Annotated in this window: 10 protein-coding genes; 3 read left to right on the forward strand and 7 right to left on the reverse strand. The window is 75.9% G+C overall.

Annotated elements, in window-relative coordinates; all coding sequences use genetic code 11:
• Positions 1-8: 8 nt before the first annotated feature.
• Both EV189_RS09720 and EV189_RS09725 read right to left on the reverse strand, forming a co-directional pair.
• Positions 9-1958: a hypothetical protein gene (locus EV189_RS09720; protein ID WP_130492676.1), complete on the reverse strand. Its 1950-nt coding sequence runs from the start codon at positions 1956-1958 to the stop codon at positions 9-11.
• Positions 1955-3310: a DUF2079 domain-containing protein gene (locus tag EV189_RS09725; protein WP_165400221.1), complete on the reverse strand. Its 1356-nt coding sequence runs from the start codon at positions 3308-3310 to the stop codon at positions 1955-1957. The genes EV189_RS09720 and EV189_RS09725 overlap by 4 nt, the downstream gene beginning before the upstream one ends.
• A gap of 24 nt (positions 3311-3334) precedes the next feature.
• On the opposite strand from EV189_RS09725, the gene EV189_RS09730 reads away from it, so the two are divergent.
• Positions 3335-4012: a TIGR03089 family protein gene (locus EV189_RS09730; RefSeq protein WP_231116232.1), complete on the forward strand. Its 678-nt coding sequence runs from the start codon at positions 3335-3337 to the stop codon at positions 4010-4012.
• A 3-nt stretch (positions 4013-4015) separates the two neighbouring features.
• On the opposite strand, the gene EV189_RS09735 is transcribed toward EV189_RS09730, so the two are convergent.
• From EV189_RS09735 to EV189_RS09755, 4 genes are all read right to left on the reverse strand, one after another.
• Entirely contained in the window at positions 4016-7660 is a 3645-nt protein-coding gene (locus tag EV189_RS09735) for a BTAD domain-containing putative transcriptional regulator (RefSeq protein WP_231116233.1), read from the reverse strand.
• A gap of 104 nt (positions 7661-7764) precedes the next feature.
• Positions 7765-8988, reverse strand: a complete 1224-nt coding sequence (locus EV189_RS09740; protein WP_130492680.1) for a hypothetical protein — start codon at positions 8986-8988, stop codon at positions 7765-7767.
• 104 nt (positions 8989-9092) lie between these two features.
• Entirely contained in the window at positions 9093-10913 is a 1821-nt protein-coding gene (locus EV189_RS09745; RefSeq protein WP_165400222.1) for a SpoIID/LytB domain-containing protein, read from the reverse strand.
• A gap of 26 nt (positions 10914-10939) precedes the next feature.
• Entirely contained in the window at positions 10940-12907 is a 1968-nt protein-coding gene (locus EV189_RS09755; protein WP_130492683.1) for a peptidoglycan recognition protein family protein, read from the reverse strand.
• Between the two features lie 248 nt (positions 12908-13155).
• Between EV189_RS09755 and EV189_RS09760 the strand changes: the two genes are divergently transcribed.
• Positions 13156-14724: an LCP family protein gene (locus EV189_RS09760; protein ID WP_130492684.1), complete on the forward strand. Its 1569-nt coding sequence runs from the start codon at positions 13156-13158 to the stop codon at positions 14722-14724.
• Between the two features lie 10 nt (positions 14725-14734).
• On the opposite strand, the gene EV189_RS09765 is transcribed toward EV189_RS09760, so the two are convergent.
• A complete protein-coding gene (locus EV189_RS09765; RefSeq protein ID WP_130492685.1) occupies positions 14735-16033 on the reverse strand; it encodes a nucleotide sugar dehydrogenase in 1299 nt (432 codons plus the stop codon).
• An 89-nt stretch (positions 16034-16122) separates the two neighbouring features.
• On the opposite strand from EV189_RS09765, the gene EV189_RS09770 reads away from it, so the two are divergent.
• The gene (locus tag EV189_RS09770) at positions 16123-18084 is read left to right on the forward strand and encodes a heparinase II/III domain-containing protein (RefSeq protein WP_130492686.1); all 1962 of its coding nucleotides are present in this window, start codon (positions 16123-16125) and stop codon (positions 18082-18084) included.
• Positions 18085-18107: the final 23 nt, after the last annotated feature.

Consider the following 18107-nt stretch of genomic DNA (forward strand, 5'->3'; position numbering starts at 1 on the left):
CGACGAGGCTACCGTCCCAGCCAGAGGTCGACGTACAGCCGCACGGTGCCGGACGGGCGCGAGGACAGCACGCGAGCGTCCTCGCTGGTGACGAGGTGGACGACGTGCACGGGGTCGAGCCCGGCCGCGCCCACCCGGTCGGGGTACGTCGCGGCGACGAGCACCGGCGTCGACCCGGCCCGCCGGGCCGCGGCCATGAGCTCGGGCAGCCGCGTACGGTCCAGCACCCCGACCGACGGGACCCCACAGGTCCCGCGCAGCGGCTGGGACCACTCGCGCCGCGCGCGCAGGTCGAGGAGGAACGCGACGTCGCCGGGGCGCAGCGCGGCGCACGCCTGCGCGACCGCTTCGGGCTCGCCGACCTCCGTCCGCTTGCCGAGCAGCGGCCACGTCGCGTGGGCTGCGGGGACGAGCAGGGCCAGCACCCCGGCGGCCGCCACCACCCGGCGCCACCACGACCGCCCGGCGACGCGGCCCACCACCGCGGCCGAGCACAGCGCGACGACGGGCAGCGCGGACGGGACCAGCCGCCGGTCGGCCCACGGGTGGTCGGGCGTGATCCCGACCCGCAGCGCGACGAGCACGGCGGAGCCCCCGAGGACGAGCACGACCGCTGGTGCACGCCGCACGAGCAGGAGCGCGCCGAGGACGGCGAGCACCACCGCAGGCCAGCCGACCCACCACGCGACCCAGTGCGGTACCTGCTCGGTGTAGGTCCGCGAGCCGTCGAGCGGGAGGTGCTCGACCGCCTGCATGGCGCGTACGGCGCGGCCGCCGCCGCTCGCCGGGTCCTGCCGGCCGGGCGACACCCACGGGCGGACGGCGAGCCCGGCGGCCACGAGCAGCACCAGCAGCGGGCCGAGCGGCGACCCCCGGCGCAGCACCCGCAGCCGGGGCAGCGGGCGGTGCGCGTCGAGCGCGACGAGGGCGACCCCCGCCACCGCCAGCGCCACGAGCAGCGCGACGAGCGGGCGGACGGAGTCGCGGATCTCGTCGAGGTACGGGTAGGCCTCGGCGTACCCGTCGAGCAGGCCCAGCCCCGTGCCCAGCGCGAGCCCGACCGCGAGCGCCCCGCCGCGCAGTCGCGAGCGCAGCCCGACGGCCACCGCGACCGGCAGGAGCAGGGCGACCTCGCGCAGCGCCTCGATGCGCGCGAGCGTGGCGACCCCGAGCACGCCGCCGGCGGCGAGCGCGAGCCAGGCTGAGTCCCTGCGGACCGCGGACTCGTCCGCGTCCAGCAGCAGCGCGAGCCCCGCGGCGAGCGCGAGCAGGGCCAGCGGCTCGCTGTAGGTCGACCGCGCCACGTGCAGCACCGGGTACGCCGTCCCCAGCAGCGCCGTCGCCAGCACCGCCGGCCACGCGCCGACGAGCCGCCACGCCAGCCCGGCGAACGCGAGCAGCCCGAGCGCGCCCAGCACCGCGGGCGTCGCGAGCAGCGCACTGGTGCCGCCGATCCACCTGCCCGCGGCGAACGCCATGGGCGCACCGGAGAGGAACTGCGGCACGAGCGAGTCCCCGCCCGGGTAGTACGCCGGCGACGCCGCCGACAGCGCCGGGTCGCGGCCACCGAAGCGGTCCCACTGCACCGGGACGTCGCGCGAGCCGTGGTCCGCGACCCACGAGGAGAGCAGCGCGTAGGAGCCGGGGTCGCGGCGCAGCACGACGTTCTGCGAGTCCCAGCCGGCCGCGAGCACGCCGAACGCCACCGTGAGCAGCAGCAGGGCAGCGACCGCGACGGGCGGTGCTGCCACCGCGCGGCGCGCGGCGCCGAGCCCCACCGGCACCGCGGCGAGCAGCGCCGCGGGGACGCCGGTGAGCAGGGCGGCCAGCGGGGTGAGCCGGCCGGCGACGAGCAGCGGCTCCCACACGGCGAGCGCGGCGAGCACCGCGGCGGCGGGCGCGGTCGACCCCACCGCGAGCACCCGCCCGGCGAGCAGCCTCGTCGATCCAGCCGTCATCGGGCCAGCACGGCGTACTGCCCGTTGTCCAGGACGAGCCGGTAGCCCATGGCCTGCAGCTCGCCGACCCGGTCGCGCTGCATCTGCAGCGAGTCGATGGGGAACGACGGGACCCCCACGTCGACGAGCACCCACGGCGCGAGGCGGGGTGTCGTGTCCAGCAGCAGCACGGTGTCCCGCGCCGCGAGGTGCGGACCCACCTCGTTGTCGGCCTCGACCCGCACGCCGTGCGGCACGGCGGCGACGGCCTGGTCGGCCGCGGCGATCCGCGGGGACGTGCGCCAGGAGTCGCCGTGCCAGAGCAGCGCCCCGGGGTGGCGCCCGGTGATCCAGAGCGCGGCGACGACGGTCCACGCGACCCAGCCCAGCCGGAGGGGGCGCGGGAGCCGCTGCGCGACCCAGACGGCTGCGGCGTACATCACCGGCACCTGCACGGCGTTGTAGTGCTGCTGCAGCCCCCAGAAGTTGGGCTGGCTCGAGATCGCCCGGACCCCCAGCTGCGGCAGGCCGACGAGGGTGAGCGGCGAGACGAGCGGCAGGAAACCCCACGGCGCCAGCAGCCAGCCGAGCGTCCGCCACTTCTGCGCCGGCTCGACCGCGACGCGCAGGGCCGCGACGGGATCGGGCAGCGCGTCCAGGAACTCCTGGTAGTACGCCGTCTTCGGCACACCGATGTCGCTCAGCGCCGGGATGATGACGGCCGTCTCGACGTACGCCCCCGCCACCCCCGCGACGATGACCGCGAGACCCAGCCGGCGGTGGCGCAGCAGGACGAGCAGCACGCCGAAGCCCGCCGCGACCGCGCAGAGGTCCTCCTTGACGCCCAGCAGGCAGAGCGCTGCGGCCGCAGCCTGCCCGGGCTCCCCCGCCTGCAGCCGCTCGAACGCGAGCAGGAGCAGCGGCACCGCGATCAGCGTCTCGTGGAAGCCGACGACCGAGGCCTCCTGGAAGGGCCAGGCGAGGCCGAACGCCAGCGCGAGGGGGTACGCCGCGGCCGTCCCGAGCGCCCGGCGCGCGAGCACCCACGCGAGCAGCGTCGAGACCGCGACGAGCAGGGCCTGCGCGACGAGCAGCATGCGCGGGTCGGCCCAGACCCAGTAGAACGGCGAGAGCAGCGCGAGCACCGGGCTGAAGTGGTCGCCCAGCGCGAGCATCCGCGGGCCGCCGCCGATGTGGGTGCCGAGCGCCTCCTCGACCGGCGCCTGGAAGCGGGAGTAGTGCCGCACGGTCGCGTCGAACAGCGTGAGGTCCCACGACCCGATGCGGTACGTCCGCCAGGCGACGAGGCCGATCGCCAGCTGGAAGGCGCCGACCAGGGCTGCGAGGAGCAGGGGCGCAGCGCGGCGGGGCACGCGCGGCACCGTACCGTGAGCCGCGTGGCGACCCCGACCGACCTGCTGCGGACCGCGCTGACCGACGACCCGGCCCGCCCGTTCCTCACGTTCTACGACGACGGCAGCGACGAGCGCATCGAGCTGTCGGTGCGGACCTTCGACAACTGGGTCGCGAAGACCGCGAACCACCTGCAGGACGAGCTCGCCCTCTCGGCCGGCTCGACGCTGGCGCTCGCCCTCCCGACGCACTGGCAAGCAGCGGTCTGGCTCCAGGCCTGCTGGGCGCTGGGCGTCGTGGTGCACCCGGTGCCCGAGGACGCGCCGCTGCCGGCGGCCGACGCCACGGTCGTGGCCGAGCCCGCGAGCGGCGACGTCGCGCTCACGCTGCGCCCCGCCCTGCTCGCCGGCCGCGAGGTGCTCGGCTCCGCCGACGTCTTCGTCCCGTACGCGCCGGTGGGGCCCGACGAGGCTGCGCTCGTGCTCGACGGCCGGACCTGGAGCCGGGAGGAGCTCGGGGAGCTCGGCGCGCAGCAGGCGCAGCAGGCCGGGATCGGGCGCGGGGCCCGGACGCTGTCCACCCTGCCGCTGCACGACGTCGCGGGCATCGGCGCCGCGCTGCTCGTCCCGCTCGCGGTCGGCGGGTCGGTCGTGCTCTGCCGCGACGCCGACCCCGCCCGGCTCGACGCCCGCCGCGTCACCGAGCGGGTGGACGCGCCCTAGCCGTCAGGTGGCGAGCGCGAGCCGGAGCTCGGCGTCGCTCGCCACGCCGTACGCCGCCCGCACGGCCTCGAGGGTGACCTCGACCGAGCGCGGGGTGAGGAACAGCGACGCGGCGATCTGCCGCGCGTCCGCCCCGTCCGCCGCCATGCCGGCAACCCGCCGCTGCGTGGTCGTGAGCCGGCGCCGCCCGGCCCGCTCGTCGGGGGCGCGCCCGCCGCACTCGGTCAGCTGGGCCGCGGCGGAGCGGCGCAGCCCCTCGGCACCGCACTCCTCGGCCAGCTCGAGCACGGAGACGAGCAGAGCCTCGCGCTCGGCGTCCGGCACGGCCCCGACCAGCGCGTGCTGGGCGTGCGCGAGCTCGAGCCGCCAGGGCGTGCTGCTCAGCACGGCGACGGCCTCCGCCGGCCGGCCGAGCAGCCGGAGGGCGCGGCCGACGGCGCGGGAGGCGCCCCACTGCCGGCCGATGTCGAGCTCCTGCTCGAGCAGTGCGCGGGCCTCGGGCTCGCGTCCGAGCTGGCGCAGCGCGAGCGCGCGCAGCGAGCGCCACGGCGACCAGGCGGGGTTGCGGACGCCGAGCACGACCTCGCCCGAGCCGTCGACGCACGCGAGTGCCCGCGCGGGGTCGCCCTCGGTGAGCAGCAGCCGGGCCTCGGCCTCGACCCACAGCCGCTCGCCGTCGCCCATGCGCCCGTGGTCGTCGTGCGCGTCGAAGAAGGCGCGCGCAGCGGCGGTGTCCCCGCGGTCCAGCAGCACGCCGACGATGAAGGCCTCGCCGTAGGACGCGGCGACCGGTGGTGCCGCCCAGCGCTGGCTCTGCTCGATCGCCGTGCGCAGCGCGAGCTCCGCCTCGCGCAGGTCCCCGCGCCGCCAGAGCGCGTGACCGCGCCACATGTGCGTCGCCAACGCCGAGAACAGCGACCCCTGCTGGTGCGCGCGGCGCAGCATGTCGTCCCAGAAGCTGCCGAGCTCGATGTCGGCGAGCTCCTGCACGAACGCCCCGACGACCCAGAACAGCCCCGGGTCGGACTGCTGCAGCACGCCGCCGGCCAGCGCGTCGCGGCACAGTGCCACGCAGCGGTCGCGGTCCTCGGCGGCGCGGAGCAGCTCCCACGCGCGGGTGACCGCGAGCATGCGGGCGCCCGGGCCGTCGCCCTCCAGGGGCTGCACGGGGGCGTCGAACCACTCGCGCAGCGGCAGCCCGTGCATGTGCGCGCCGACCCGCTCGAGCGCGACGAGCGCCTGCCGCGCGTCGACCATGTCGAGCGGCAGCTCGGCGGCGGCGCGGCGGGAGAAGGCGGTGACCCGGCCCCGCTCGCCCGCGAACACCAGCGAGTGCCCGAGGACCTGGGCGACCGTCGCGCGCAGCCGCGGCTCCCCGGCCAGCGCGTACGCCTGCTCGAGGTGGCCGATCGCCGCGTCGCCGTCGCCGAGCGTCTCGACCCTGCCGAGCTCGAGCAGCAGCGCCGCCCGCGCGGCCGGCTCCGGCGGCTCCTCCAGCGCCCGGCGCAGGTACGCGACCGCGCCCTCCGGCGCGCCGCGGTCGACCGCGGTCGCGGCAGCGGCGGTGAGCACCTCGACGACCCACGCGCTGCCCCTGGCCGGCACCTGCAGCAGGTGCGCGGCGACGCGCTCGGCCGCCTCGCCCCGCGCGGCGAGGACCGTCGCCGCCCGCTCGTGCGCCAGCTCCCGGTGCCCGGGCGGCAGGCTGCGGTAGACCGCGTCACCGACGAGCGGGTGGACGAAGCCGACCGGCGGCTCGGGACGCAGCACCTCGGCCGCGGCGAGCTCGGCCACGGCGTCGGCGGCGGCCGGCTCGGCGAGCCCGGTGAAGGCCGCGAGGGCGGGCAGGCTCGCACCGTCGCCGAGCACGGCCACGGCGCGGGCCACCTCGCGCACCTGCTCGGAGGTCCGCGCCAGCCGCATGCCCACCAGGCTGGTCACAGCGCGCGAGCCGATGGCCTCCACCGTCCCGGCGGCGTCCGCGTCGGGGCGCACGCCCTCGGACTCGAGCGCGCGGAGCAGCTGGCGGACGAGCAGCGGGTTGCCCCCGGTCGCGCGGTGGCACGCCGAGACGAAGGCGGGCGCCGCTGGCGAGCCGAGCCCCGCCGCGACCAGGGTGGCGACGCCCTCGCGCGAGATCGGGCCGGGCTCGACCGACACCGTCGAGGGGTCGTGCGCCACCTCCGCGACGAGCGCGGCGTCGGTGGGCACCTCCCCCGTGCGCAGCCCGCTCGCGACGAGGGCGCGCAGCCCCTCGACGCGCCGCAGGAGGTACGCGAGGAACCGCAGCGACGCCGGGTCGCACCACTGCAGGTCGTCGACGACGAGCACGACCGGGCGCTCTGCGGCCAGGTTGACCACGAGCCAGTACAGCCCGTGGAGCGCCGCGAACGACCCCTCGGCGCGCTGCTCGGCGGTGTCGAACACGCCCGCCGCGGCCGCCGCCGGGCCGGTGAGGAGCCTCTCGCGCGCCGCGGGGTCGAGCAGGACCGGCTCGAACAGCTGGCGCACGACACCGAACGCGTACTCCCGCTCGAGCCCGCTGCCCCGGGCGCCGAGGACGAGCGCGCCGGCGGCAGTGCCCTGCCGGCGCACCTCGCCGAGCAGGCGGCTCTTGCCGATGCCGGCCGGCCCGGCGATGACGAGCGCTCCGCCGCGCCCGGCCGTCGCCGCGCCCACCTGCTCGGCGAGGCGGGCCAGCTCGGGCTCGCGGTCGACGATGGCCCCGGCCTCGCCCGCGGGGACGGGACGGTGCGGCGCGGCAGCGGCAGGCTGCCCGGTGGGAGCCGGCTCGGCGGCTCGGGCGGTGGGCACGGCGGGCGGCAGGGCGAGGGCGAGCCCCTCGTCCTGGGCGAGGATGCGCGCCTCGATCTCGCGCAGCGCCGGGCCCGGGTCCACCCCGAGCTCGTCGGCGAGCAGCGTCCGTGCCCGGCGGAGCGCGCCCAGCGCGTCGGACTGCCGGTGCGCGCGGTAGAGGGCCAGCGCCAGGAGCCGCCAGCGCTCCTCGCGCAGCGGCTCCTCCGCGGTCAGCTTCTCGATCTCCGGCACGAGCACCGCGGCCCCGCCCGTGTCGAGGCGCGCCGCCAGCAGCCGCTCGCGGGCGACGGCCGCGAGCTCGCGCAGCCTCCCCGCCTCGCCCGTGGCCCAGCTGCGCCCGGCCCACTCGGCGTACGGGTCGCCGCGGTACAGCTCGAGCGCCTCCTCGAGCAGCGGGACGGCGGCGGCGCCGGCCAGGGCGGCGCCGCGGGAGACCAGCCGCTCGAAGCGCCAGGCGTCGACCGCCCCGGGCGGCAGGCGCAGCACGTAGCCTGCCGGGTCGCGGCGCAGGACCCCCTCGCGGCTGCGCGCGTCGCGGGCGGGCTCGAGCGCACGGCGCAGGTGCGAGACCACCGGGTGGAGCGCGGCCGGGGTGGCGCTGCCGCTCTCGTCGCCCCAGAGCAGGTCGATGATCCGCTCGGCCGGCACCGGCGCGCCACGGGCGAGGACGAGCAGCGCGAGCAGGCTGCGGCGGCGCGGGCCGCCGAGGTCCACCTCGACGGCGCTCCCGGGAGCCGAGGGCTCGTCGCGGTGCACGGCGAGGCGGCCGAGCACCTGCACCCGCAGCGCACCGACCTCGTCGACGTCCTGCCCGGACCCGCGGACCTGCACAGGTGCGACCGTAGAGGACGCGGCCCCGTCACGGGGGCCGCTCGCGCCAACGCGCGGGACGCGCGTGGACCAGCGGGTCAGCGGGCGAGCAGGTCAGCGAGCGGTCAGCGGTGCCGGGAGCTGCTCGTCGCCCTGCTGCTCGGGCTGGGGCTCGGGCTGGGGCTCGCGCTGGGCGGCACCGTCACCGGCGGCACGGGGGCCGAGAGGCGCAGCTCGCTGTTGAGCACGAACTGCTGCTGGCGCTTCCACGACGTGCGCTGCGCGCGCGCCCCCTTGGCGGCCGGGGCGGCGACGGGCACGACGACGCTCGACCAGATGAAGGTCTGGCAGGTGCGCTGCGCGGGCGGCTCGGCGTTGCAGGTGACCTTCCACTGCCGGCCGTTGGCGGCGGTGAAGGTCCCCGTGCGCGCGAGCGGGCTCGCGTCCCAGCGCGGGCTCACCGCGTCGAGCTCGGTCACCCGGTTGCGCACCCACGCGGTCTGCGCGACGTAGCGCTTGGCCACCTTGTCGTACACCGCGGTCGACGTCTTCACCGCGTCCGTGCAGCGCGCGCGGGGCGGCGCGCCGTACGTGCAGGAGACGTCCCACCAGGTGCCGTCGATGAGGTGGATGCCCGGGGTCGTCATCGGGTCGAGCGACCACCACGTGGTCCGCTTCAGCGCGCCGGCCCAGCTCAGGCTGATGTGGATGTGGTCGGTGTGCGCCTCGGCGCCGGTGTAGGGCAGCCAGCCGGCCTCCGGCTCGTACGCCCGCCACATCTGCCGGTTCCAGATGAGGTACATGACACCGAGCCGGCGGGCCATCGCCGCCTGGTTGCCGTACTGGTCGGGGGCGGTGAGCCAGCCGAGGAAGGCCGCGGCGATGGCCCGGCCCTGGACCGTCGTGCCGTCGAGCATGACGTCGAGGGCGCGGCCCTCCTTGTGCTCGCTGGTCCCGCCGACCGAGCACCCGCGGGTGATCCCGATGGTCGTGATCGAGGGGTACGTCGCGCGGATGAGGTCCGCGAGCCCGAGCGCGCCCGGCTGCGGGGCGGCGCTGCACCCGGTCTGCCCGTCGTAGGAGGCGAGGTCGTCGATCCACGCGGGGAACTGCGGGGTCGCGGGGGTCGGCTCGGGCGGGAGCACCTCGGTGGGGCTGGGGCTCGGGCTGGGGATGGGCGCAGGGGTGGAGCCCGGAGACGACGGAGCGGGAGCACCGGCGGGCGCGCTCGCGGCGGGCGCACCGCTGGGGCCGGGGGCGGGCGCAGCGGCGGAGGCCGCGCCGGCTCCCGCCAGCGCGAACGGGAGGGCCAGCGCGGCGGTCAGCAGGGCGAGGGCAGGACGGCGCACACGCCCTCCTTCGGCGTGTCGCACCCGTCCCTGAAGCACCACGGGTCACATGATGCACGGTGGCACCATCTGCCACCAGCCCCACGAGCCCCCGGGGCGCGCACTCAGCTGCCCTGGAGCAGCCTCGTCCAGCGCCGCACGACCATCACGGTGGTGCGCTTCCAGACCGTCTTCCCGCTCACCGTCGCGCGCGCGAGCACGGAGGTCGCCGCCTTCGCCGAGCAGAGCCGCGGCCCGGTCTCGACATCGCACGCGACCGTCCAGGTGCGGCCGGTCGCGTCCTCGAACGCCCCCGAGTGCGCGTACGCGTTGGCCGCCCACGCCGCCCAGCCGGAGGTCGACGAGACCGTCACGGTGTCCGCGACCGCGGAGAGCGCGAAGCCCGTCCGGCGCACGACGCGCCCGCGGTGGTGGGGGTCCGCGGCGTACCAGCTGGTGCGGCTCTGCGCCGTGCACCGCTTGGTGGTGCGGAAGGTCGAGCAGGTCGTGCGCCAGGCGCGCCCGCGGTAGGTGCGCTCCCCCGCGCTCGTGTACGGCACGGCGAGCGTCGGCGGGACGACGACCGGGGCGGGCGGCGGCGAGACGACCGGCGGGGGCGTCGAGCCGGCGGCCGGCGCGAGGGCGATCCCGGTGATCCAGCTCGCCTTGAGGCCGAGCGCGGAGCGGAACGCCTCGCCGCCGAGGGTGCGGGTGGCTCCCGCGTCGTCCCTGGCCGTGAGCTGCGTCGCGGCCCCCGAGCCGTCCTTCGCGGTCACCGCGAGCGCGGACAGCGAGCCCAGCCCGAACGCGCTCGCGACCCGGCCCGCGTCGAGCTGCACCGTCCACGAGGAGTTCGGGTTCTTCGGGGACAGGCTCCAGTGGTCGTCCACGGACTTCGCGTACGCCAGCGGCGTCGACCAGACCCACTCGGAGTTGCGCGTCGCGCCGCCCGAGGACGAGAAGTAGTAGGTCTTCACCGGGCTGCCGCCGGCGTCGAGCACGGCCAGCGCGGAGCCGGGGTCGGTGTCGGTCGCGTCGACCGCCGCGACCCACTTCGCCCCCCACGAGACGCCGCCCGAGGCCTCCGCCTCCTTGCGCCAGCCGCGGAAGACCTGGCTCGCGTCGGTGTCGTAGACGTCGCAGGCGCAGGCGCGCGTGCCGCCGGGCTTCGCGAGGATCGTCGAGAGGGCGTACGAGCGGGCGGCGACCGCCTGCGCCCGCAGCGCCTCGGCGGGCCACGAGGAGGGCACCTCCGCGAGTCCGTAGAGGTACTCGTCGTGCAGCGAGAGCGTGGTCACGGCCTCGAGCCGTCCGCGGGAGCCGCCGACGGAGGCCGAGGGCACGACGGTGAGCAGGCCGTGGCGCAGCTGGTCGCCGGCGACCTGGAGGACGGTGGCCGGCTGGTCGGCGAGCGCGCCGCGTCCGCCGCCCCACTCGACCTGCAGTGACGCCCCCGTGAGGTCGGCCGAGGTGCCGTCGGCGTGCGCGACGTGGACGGTCAGCGTGCTGCTCGCGACGGCCACGGTGACGGTGTCGGTCGGGCCGAGGTCGAGCGGTGTGCCGTCGAGCGTGAGCCGCCAGGCGCCGCCCTGCCCGGGGATGACCTGGAGGACCGAGAGGGCGAGCCCGGAGATCTCGTGGGCGACGTTGACCCGCACGTCGCGGGCGTCGGCGACCGGCGCGACCTGCACCCCGGTGTAGTAGTGCGTGAGGATCTGCTCGGCGGTGGCGCCCTCGCTCGCCATGCCGTACGCGCCGTACTGGCTGAGCCCGACGCCGTGCCCGAAGCCCGCCCCGGTGACGGTGACCGAGGAGGCCCCCTGGAGCCGGACGCCCGCGGCGCCGGCTGGAGTCGCGGGGACGAGCACCCCGGCCAGCAGGGCGGCGAGCGCGCCGCCCAGCAGGGCCGGGCGCAGGAGGAACGGGACGGACGGGCGACGGGCCACGGGGCTCGCTCCTCGCAGGTGGTGCTTCAGCGGACGTTCACGTAGAGCCGGTAGACGCGGGAGAGCTTCCAGACCGGGACGGCGCGGAACCCGACCTTGCCGCCCTTCACCACGCGTGCCCACACCGTGGTCCGGACCGAGGCGTTGCAGATGCGCGGGCCGGTGGGCTGGTTGCAGGTGACCTGCCACTGGCGGGAGCCGATGGTCCGCGTCCCGGGCGTGGTGTACGGGTCGCCGTCGAGGCTCGCGGCCCAGCGGACCGAGTAGCCGAAGGCCCCCGGCACCCAGCCGCCGATGACGTGGACGATCTTCCCGTAGCTGGTCCGGGTGTAGTAGCTGCTGGTCGTCGAGGTCGAGCAGCGGTGCGTGGTGCGGTAGTCGATGCAGGTCGTGCGCCACTGCCGGCCGCTGCGCTGGCGCTCGCCGTCGGAGGTGTAGACGACGCTGATCGTCGGCGGCTCCGGCAGGCTCACGGGCGCCGGTGCGGGGCTCGCCGACGCGGCCGGGGGCGGCGGCGCCACGGTCCCGACGCTGATGCTCCGGGTCCACGAGCGGACCGGCCCGAGCGGGCTGGTCGCCGCCAGGGTGAGGACGTACGTGCCCGCGGGCGCCGGCTGCCCGGCCACCGTGCGGTCCCACGCCGTGGCGATGCCGAGCGCCCCGGGCACGGTCGCGCCGCTGGTCGTGGCGACGACGGTGCCGTCGGGCGCGGCGACGGTGAAGAGCCACTGCTGCGGGTCGGAGGTGCGGGCGGTGACGGCGACGGTCCCGGGCGCCGCGCGCCCGTCGGCAGCCCCCGGCACGGTCGTCGGCGATGCCGCCGGCTCGTAGACCGACGGGCCCATCAGCCCGGCGACGGCGTTCCGGATCTCCGGCAGCCGCGCGTACAGGTCGTCCCCGGGGCAGTCGGTCGCGCCGACGTCGCGGTGGCCGGAGATGTCGTCGACCGTGACCTTCGCGCCGGACCTGTAGCGCGAGGTGCCGCCGCCCTCGCTCGTCAGCGTGGTCGTCGCGAGCGGGTCGCGGTGGGCGAGGCTCAGCCGCCAGGCCATCAGCCGCTCGATGGAGGCGACCATGGCGTCGGGAGCGGGGGCGGTCTGGAAGTTGCCGAGCGCCGAGACCGCGAACGTGCCGGTGTTGAAGCCGCCGGTGTGCGCGCCGAGCACGTCCTTGTCGATGCCGCCGGCGCGCCCCTCGTAGAGCGTGCCGTACTGGTCGACGAGGTAGTTGTAGCCGATGTCGGACCAGTGGCGGACCTTGGTGTGGTACGCGTAGATCGCCCGCACCTGCGCCGCCGCGTCGGCCGGGGAGTAGGTGTTGACCGAGTCGGTGTGGTGGACGAAGCCGACCTGCACCGGGGCGGTGTAGCGGGGGGTCGAGCCGCCGCGCAGGGACTCGTCAGCGCCCCACTGCGCCCGGGTGACGATGGTCGGCTGCGCCGCGTCGGCAGCGGCGGTGGACGCCGCGTGCTGCGGGGCCAGGTCCGTGTCGGCGCGCGAGCGGCCGCCGTCGACGAGCTCGGCGCGCAGGTGCCCGGGGACCCGGGTCCCGTCGACCCGGACCTGCAGCCCGTCGGAGCCGCCGGTGAGCAGCGAGCCCGAGGACTCCCGGGGCGCGGCCTGCGCGGCGCGGTCGTCGGCGCTGCCGGCGTCCGGGCCCGCGTCCTCGTCGTCGAGCGCCTGCCACGAGGTCCAGCGGCCGGCCTCGCGGACGCGGACGGAGATCCGGGTGCCGGCCGCGCGGGTGCCGGCGTCCCAGCTCAGCGCGAGGAGGTCGAAGCGGCTCGTGCGCTCCTGCGGGGTCAGCACGACGGGCGCCCGGCCGGCACGGCCGGGGGGGAGCGCCTGGAGCGCGCCGCGGTCGACGCCGGCGAGCGGCAGGGAGGCGAGGTGCGGGGCGACGGCGTGGGCACGGGCAGCCGGCGCGGTGACGGTGGGCAGCGCGAGCGCGGCCGGCACGAGGGCGACGGCGAGCAGCGCGGAGGTCGGGCGCAACGGTCAACCTTCCCTCAGCAGGACGAGACGGGCACGCGTGACGACACGGCCAGCCGTCACTCTAGTAACAGGAGCACCGCGGGCCCCGCATTCGTTGGTCGGCGCCCGCATGTCGTCTCGGCCCGCTCCGCCCGCGACCGGAGCGGGAACGCCGTGGCGCTCCCGGGCGTCGGTACGCTGGACAGGGGCCGCCGTGCACTGCGCCGCCGCGCTGCGCGTCCCCGGCCCGAAGACCTGGAGGACGACGCTTGCCCCGCTCGAGGACCGCCCGCCCGCGTGCCCGCCACGCCCGCCCCCTGGCGATCTGGAAGCGCGCGCTGATCGTGCTCGTCAGCTGCGTGGCGCTCGTCGTGGCCGGCACGAGCAGCGCGTTCGCCTTCGCCGTCTGGAAGCTCGACCACAACATCCACCACGTCAACATCACCGCGGACCTCGGGACCGACCGGCCGGTGAAGCACGTGCCTGCCGCGTCGCGGGGCGGCAGCACGAGCAGCAAGCCCTCCGAGCCCGTGGACATCCTCATCATGGGCTCGGACACCCGGGCCGGGGACAACGGCTTCGTCGGCGGCGACGAGCAGGACGCGCGCTCCGACACGACGATCCTGCTGCACATCTCGGGCGACCGGAGCGCGGCGTACGGCATCAGCATCCCGCGCGACTCGATGGTCCACATCCCCGTCTGCAAGAGCACGGCGACGAAGAAGGACTACTTCACGGGCAACGCGCCGCACATGTTCAACGAGGCGTTCACGATCGGCGGCGCCGCCTGCACGGTGAAGACCGTCGAGCAGACCACCGGCGTGCGGATCGACCACTACGTCGTCGTCGACTTCCACGGCTTCAACGCCATGGTGAGCGCGCTCGGCGGTGTCGAGGTCTGCGTGCCGCAGGCCCTGGACGACAACACCCACGACATCCACCTCAAGGCCGGCCGCAACACGATCAAGGGCAAGGCCGCGCTGGACTACGTGCGGGCCCGCTACCGCCTCGGCGACGGCACCGACGTCGGGCGCACCGAGCGGCAGCAGTACTTCATCGGCGCGATGATCCGCAAGGCGCTGGGCCAGGGGCTCACCCGGCCCGACAAGCTGCTCCGCTTCCTCGACGCCGCCACCCAGTCGCTGCAGACCGACATGGACATCAACGACCTCCGCACGCTGGCGCAGCAGGTCGAGGGCATCGGGCTGAAGAACATCAACTTCGCGACCGTGCCGACCATGCCGTACCCCCAGGACGTCAACCGCCTGCTCTGGACCGCCCAGGCCGACCAGATCTGGAAGGCCCTGCAGGACGACACCGTGCTGCCGGGCATGAAGCGGCGGTCGTCCAGCAGCGCGAGCCCCAGCCCCAGCGCGACCCCGCTCCCGAGCGTGCCCGTGGCACCGTCGAGCGTGCGGGTCCGGGTCGTCAGCGGCACCGGCGACCTGACGGCGGCGCAGGCGCTGGCCGACGAGCTGCGGACGCAGGGCTACGTCGTCACCGAGGTGCAGCAGGGCACCCGGACCGACGTCGCCACCACGACGGTGCGCTACGACCCGGCCTACGACCGCTCGGCCACCACGCTGACGACGAGCATCCCCGGCTCCGTCGAGCAGAGCGCCCCCGAGCTCTCGCGCACGCTCGAGGTGCTCGTCGGGTCCGACGGCCCCACCGTGGTCAAGGTGCGCGTCAAGCCGACCGCGACACCGTCGCCGAGCAGCAGCCCGCTGGCGATCCGCAGCGCCCTGTCCGACGGGTGCGGGACCGTGAGCGGCGGCAGCGCGAGCGCCAGCCCCTCCGCGAGCGCGACGCCGACGGCCTCCGCGCTCGCGGGCTGAGCCGGGACGCTCAGGCGGCGCCGATGACCCGGCGCACGACGCCCGGGAAGCGCTCGGCGTCGGTGACGCGGCGCCCGTCGACGAGGGCCTTGAGGCCCGGGAGGTCGTCCGCACCCAGGCCGCGGTAGTCCGCGTGGTCGGCCTGCACGACGGCGGCGTCGACCGGTTCGCCGAAGTGGTACGCCGCGAAGCCCAGCCGCTCGAGCTCCTCGTCGGTGTAGAGCGGGTCATGGACGAGCACCTCGGCGCCGCGCTCGCGCAGGGCGGTGACGGTCGGGAAGACGCCGCTGAACGCCGTCTCCTTGACCCCGCCGCGGTACGCCGCCCCCAGCACCGCGACCCGCGCGCCGCTGAGGTCGCCGTAGGCCCCCTCGAGCAGCGCCACGGCGTACTCCGGCATGCCGGCGTTGGCTTCGCGGGCCGAGCGGACGACCGTCGCGGCCGGGTCGTTCCACAGGTACATGCGCGGGTAGATCGGGATGCAGTGCCCGCCGACCGCGATGCCCGGCGAGTGGATGTGGCTGTAGGGCTGGGAGTTCGACGCCTCGATGACCTTCATGACGTCGATGCCGTTCTCGCCGGCGAAGCGGGCGAACTGGTTGGCGAGCCCGATGTTGACGTCGCGGTAGGTCGTCTCCGCGAGCTTGGCGAGCTCGGAGGCCTCCGACGTCCCGAGGTCCCACACGCCGTTGGCCCGGGGCAGGTCGGGGCGCTCGTCGAAGTCGAGCACCGCCTCGTAGAACGCGACGCCGCGCACGCTGCTCGCCTCGTCGATGCCGCCGACGAGCTTGGGGTAGCGGCGCAGGTCCTGGAAGACGCGGCCGGTCAGCACGCGCTCCGGGCTGAAGACCAGCGCGAAGCCCTGCTCGGAGGCGTCGGCGGCGAGCCCCGAGCCCTCCTCGAGCATCGGGCGGAAGCGGGTGCGGGTCGTGCCCACGGGCAGCGTCGTCTCGTACGACACCAGCGTCCCGGGCTTGAGCCCCCGGGCGATCGCGCGGGTCGCGTCGTCCATCCAGCCGAAGTCCGGCACGCCCTCGGCGTCGACGAACAGCGGGACGACGACGACGACCGCGTCGCTCTCGGCGACGGCCGCGGCCGTGTCGGTCGTCGCGCGCAGGCGGCCGGCCGGGACGAGCTCGCTGAGCCGCTCCTGCAGGTGCGCCTCGCCCGGGAAGGGCTCCTGACCTGCGTTGACGAGCTCGACCACCCGCTCGCTCACGTCGGCGCCGATGACCTCGTGGCCCTTGCTGGCGAACTGCACGGCGAGCGGGAGACCGATCTTGCCGAGCGCGACGACGGTGATCCTCATGGCCGACAGCCTATTCCGCGGCTGCCCGTCTCCCATCTCACACCCGCCCAGCGCTCAGGGCACGCCCCCGTTGCGCCGACAATCGGGAGGTGAAGCTGCTCCGCCGCGCCGCCCTCGTCCTGCCCGTCCTCGCCGCGACCGTCCTGGCGGCCCCCGGCGTGACCCCCGCGTCCGCTGCGCAGTACGCCCCCATGGAGATGCGCTCGCGGCTCGGGAGCTTCGAGTGCACGGGCTACGCCGGCCTCGACAACCACAACATCCTGGGCAAGGACGCGGACATCGTGGCCTTCGTCATGGGCGACCACTTCAAGGCGCCCGGGCTGCCCGCTCGCAAGGTCGGCAACGGGTCGGGGAACATCACCTGGCGCCAGCCCTCGCTCGGGGTGTCCGGCCAGACCTGGCTCGACTCGCTCAAGTGGCTCGGCGCGCTGCTGGACAACACGACGGACAACGACAGCGCGGAGGTGTGGCCGCACGGCCGGACCTACAGCGACGCCGAGATGCAGCAGCACTACGCGCGCGCGGTCACGGTCACCAAGGACTGGATCAAGGACAACCCCCGCTGGGAGCAGACCGACCCGCGCGGCTCCGGCCAGGCGCCGGTCGCTTCCGCGGGCCACCGCCTGCAGTTCCTCCTCTGCCTGCGCGAGGCGACGGGCGACCAGGCGTGGCTGGACCAGGCGATCGCCCGGCACGTGAAGTTCTTCATCGGCAAGTCGACCTCGTCGTCGGCCGATGGCCAGACGTACTCGCTGCCGTCCTGGAAGCCGCCGGCGCCCTGGCCGGTGTGGAAGGGGACCAACAACATCGGGCTCGACCAGAGCCTCGGCGTGCTCGGCGCGGCTTGCGCGCTCGGCCGGCAGGACTGGTACGACGTCGCGATCCGGCGGATCGGCAAGCACGCGAACGTGGTCTACGACAGCCAGGGCGTCGACAACGAGGAGGCGCCGGCCTACAGCAGCTACAACTTCTCGCTCTGGAGCAAGACCCTCGAGCGCCTCCAGGAGTGCGGCGGCAGCAAGGAGAACAAGGTCGCCGAGCGGCTCTCCAAGGCGATCGAGTTCATCACCGACGCGCACAACCCCTCGGGCATGCTCGAGGAGCTCGGGGACACCCACGGCGGCGACCAGGGGATCATCTACGGCACCACCGCGGAGTACGCCGCGACGCAGGGCACCGTCGGGCCGGTGCCCGCCCAGCGCGTCGGCGTCTTCGACGGGGCCAACGGGGGCTACGTCTTCGGCCGCAGCGGCTGGGGCACGGACCGGCCGTTCGCGAAGGAGTCGTTCTACTCCCTGCGCTTCGGCAACCCGCGCCTGCTGCACGGCCACGACGACCACACCTCGGTGACCTACTGGGCGCGCGGCAAGCAGATCCTCACCGAGGGCGGCCACGGGGGCTACACCAAGAGCGCGTACCGCGACTACCTGCTCTCCCCCGCGGCGCACAACGTCGTGACGGCCACGGCGCCCTTCGACTGGCAGCACGGGGCGACGAAGCTCGTCTCCGCCGCGCCGACGGCGGCGGGCGACGCGTACGTCGTCAAGGACACGCAGTACGCCGGCGTGACCCGCCAGCGCAGCGTCCTCGCCGTCGTCGCGCCGCAGCCGGACGTCATGCTGGTGGCCGACACCCTGACCTCGAAGGCGCGCCACCGCTACGACCAGCTCTGGCACCTGGGCACGGACTTCGTTGCGGGCGTCACCGGCGGGACCGTCAGCGCCACCTCGGGCGACACGACGGCCACGGTCGTCCCGGTGGTGCTGCCGGGCAAGGCGGCGCCGAGCGTGGAGGTGGAGCGCGGGCAGACCTCGCCGTACCAGGGCTGGACCTCGCCCGCGCTCTACCAGCGGGTGCCGGTCTCGACCGCGGTCGTCTCCACGACGGCGTCCTCGACCATCCTGCTCACCGCCGTCATCCCCTCGGCGGCCGGCTCGGCGGTCTCGGCCAGCGCGGTCGCGAGCCCGGCGGGCGGCTGGGACGTCACCGTCGCGACTGGTGCCGGGAACGTCACCGCCCACCTCTCGGCCTCGGGCATCCTGTCCCGGTGACCTCTCGCGCCGGGCTCCGCCGG

The organism is Motilibacter rhizosphaerae, from assembly GCF_004216915.1.
GTDB lineage: Bacteria > Actinomycetota > Actinomycetes > Motilibacterales > Motilibacteraceae > Motilibacter > Motilibacter rhizosphaerae.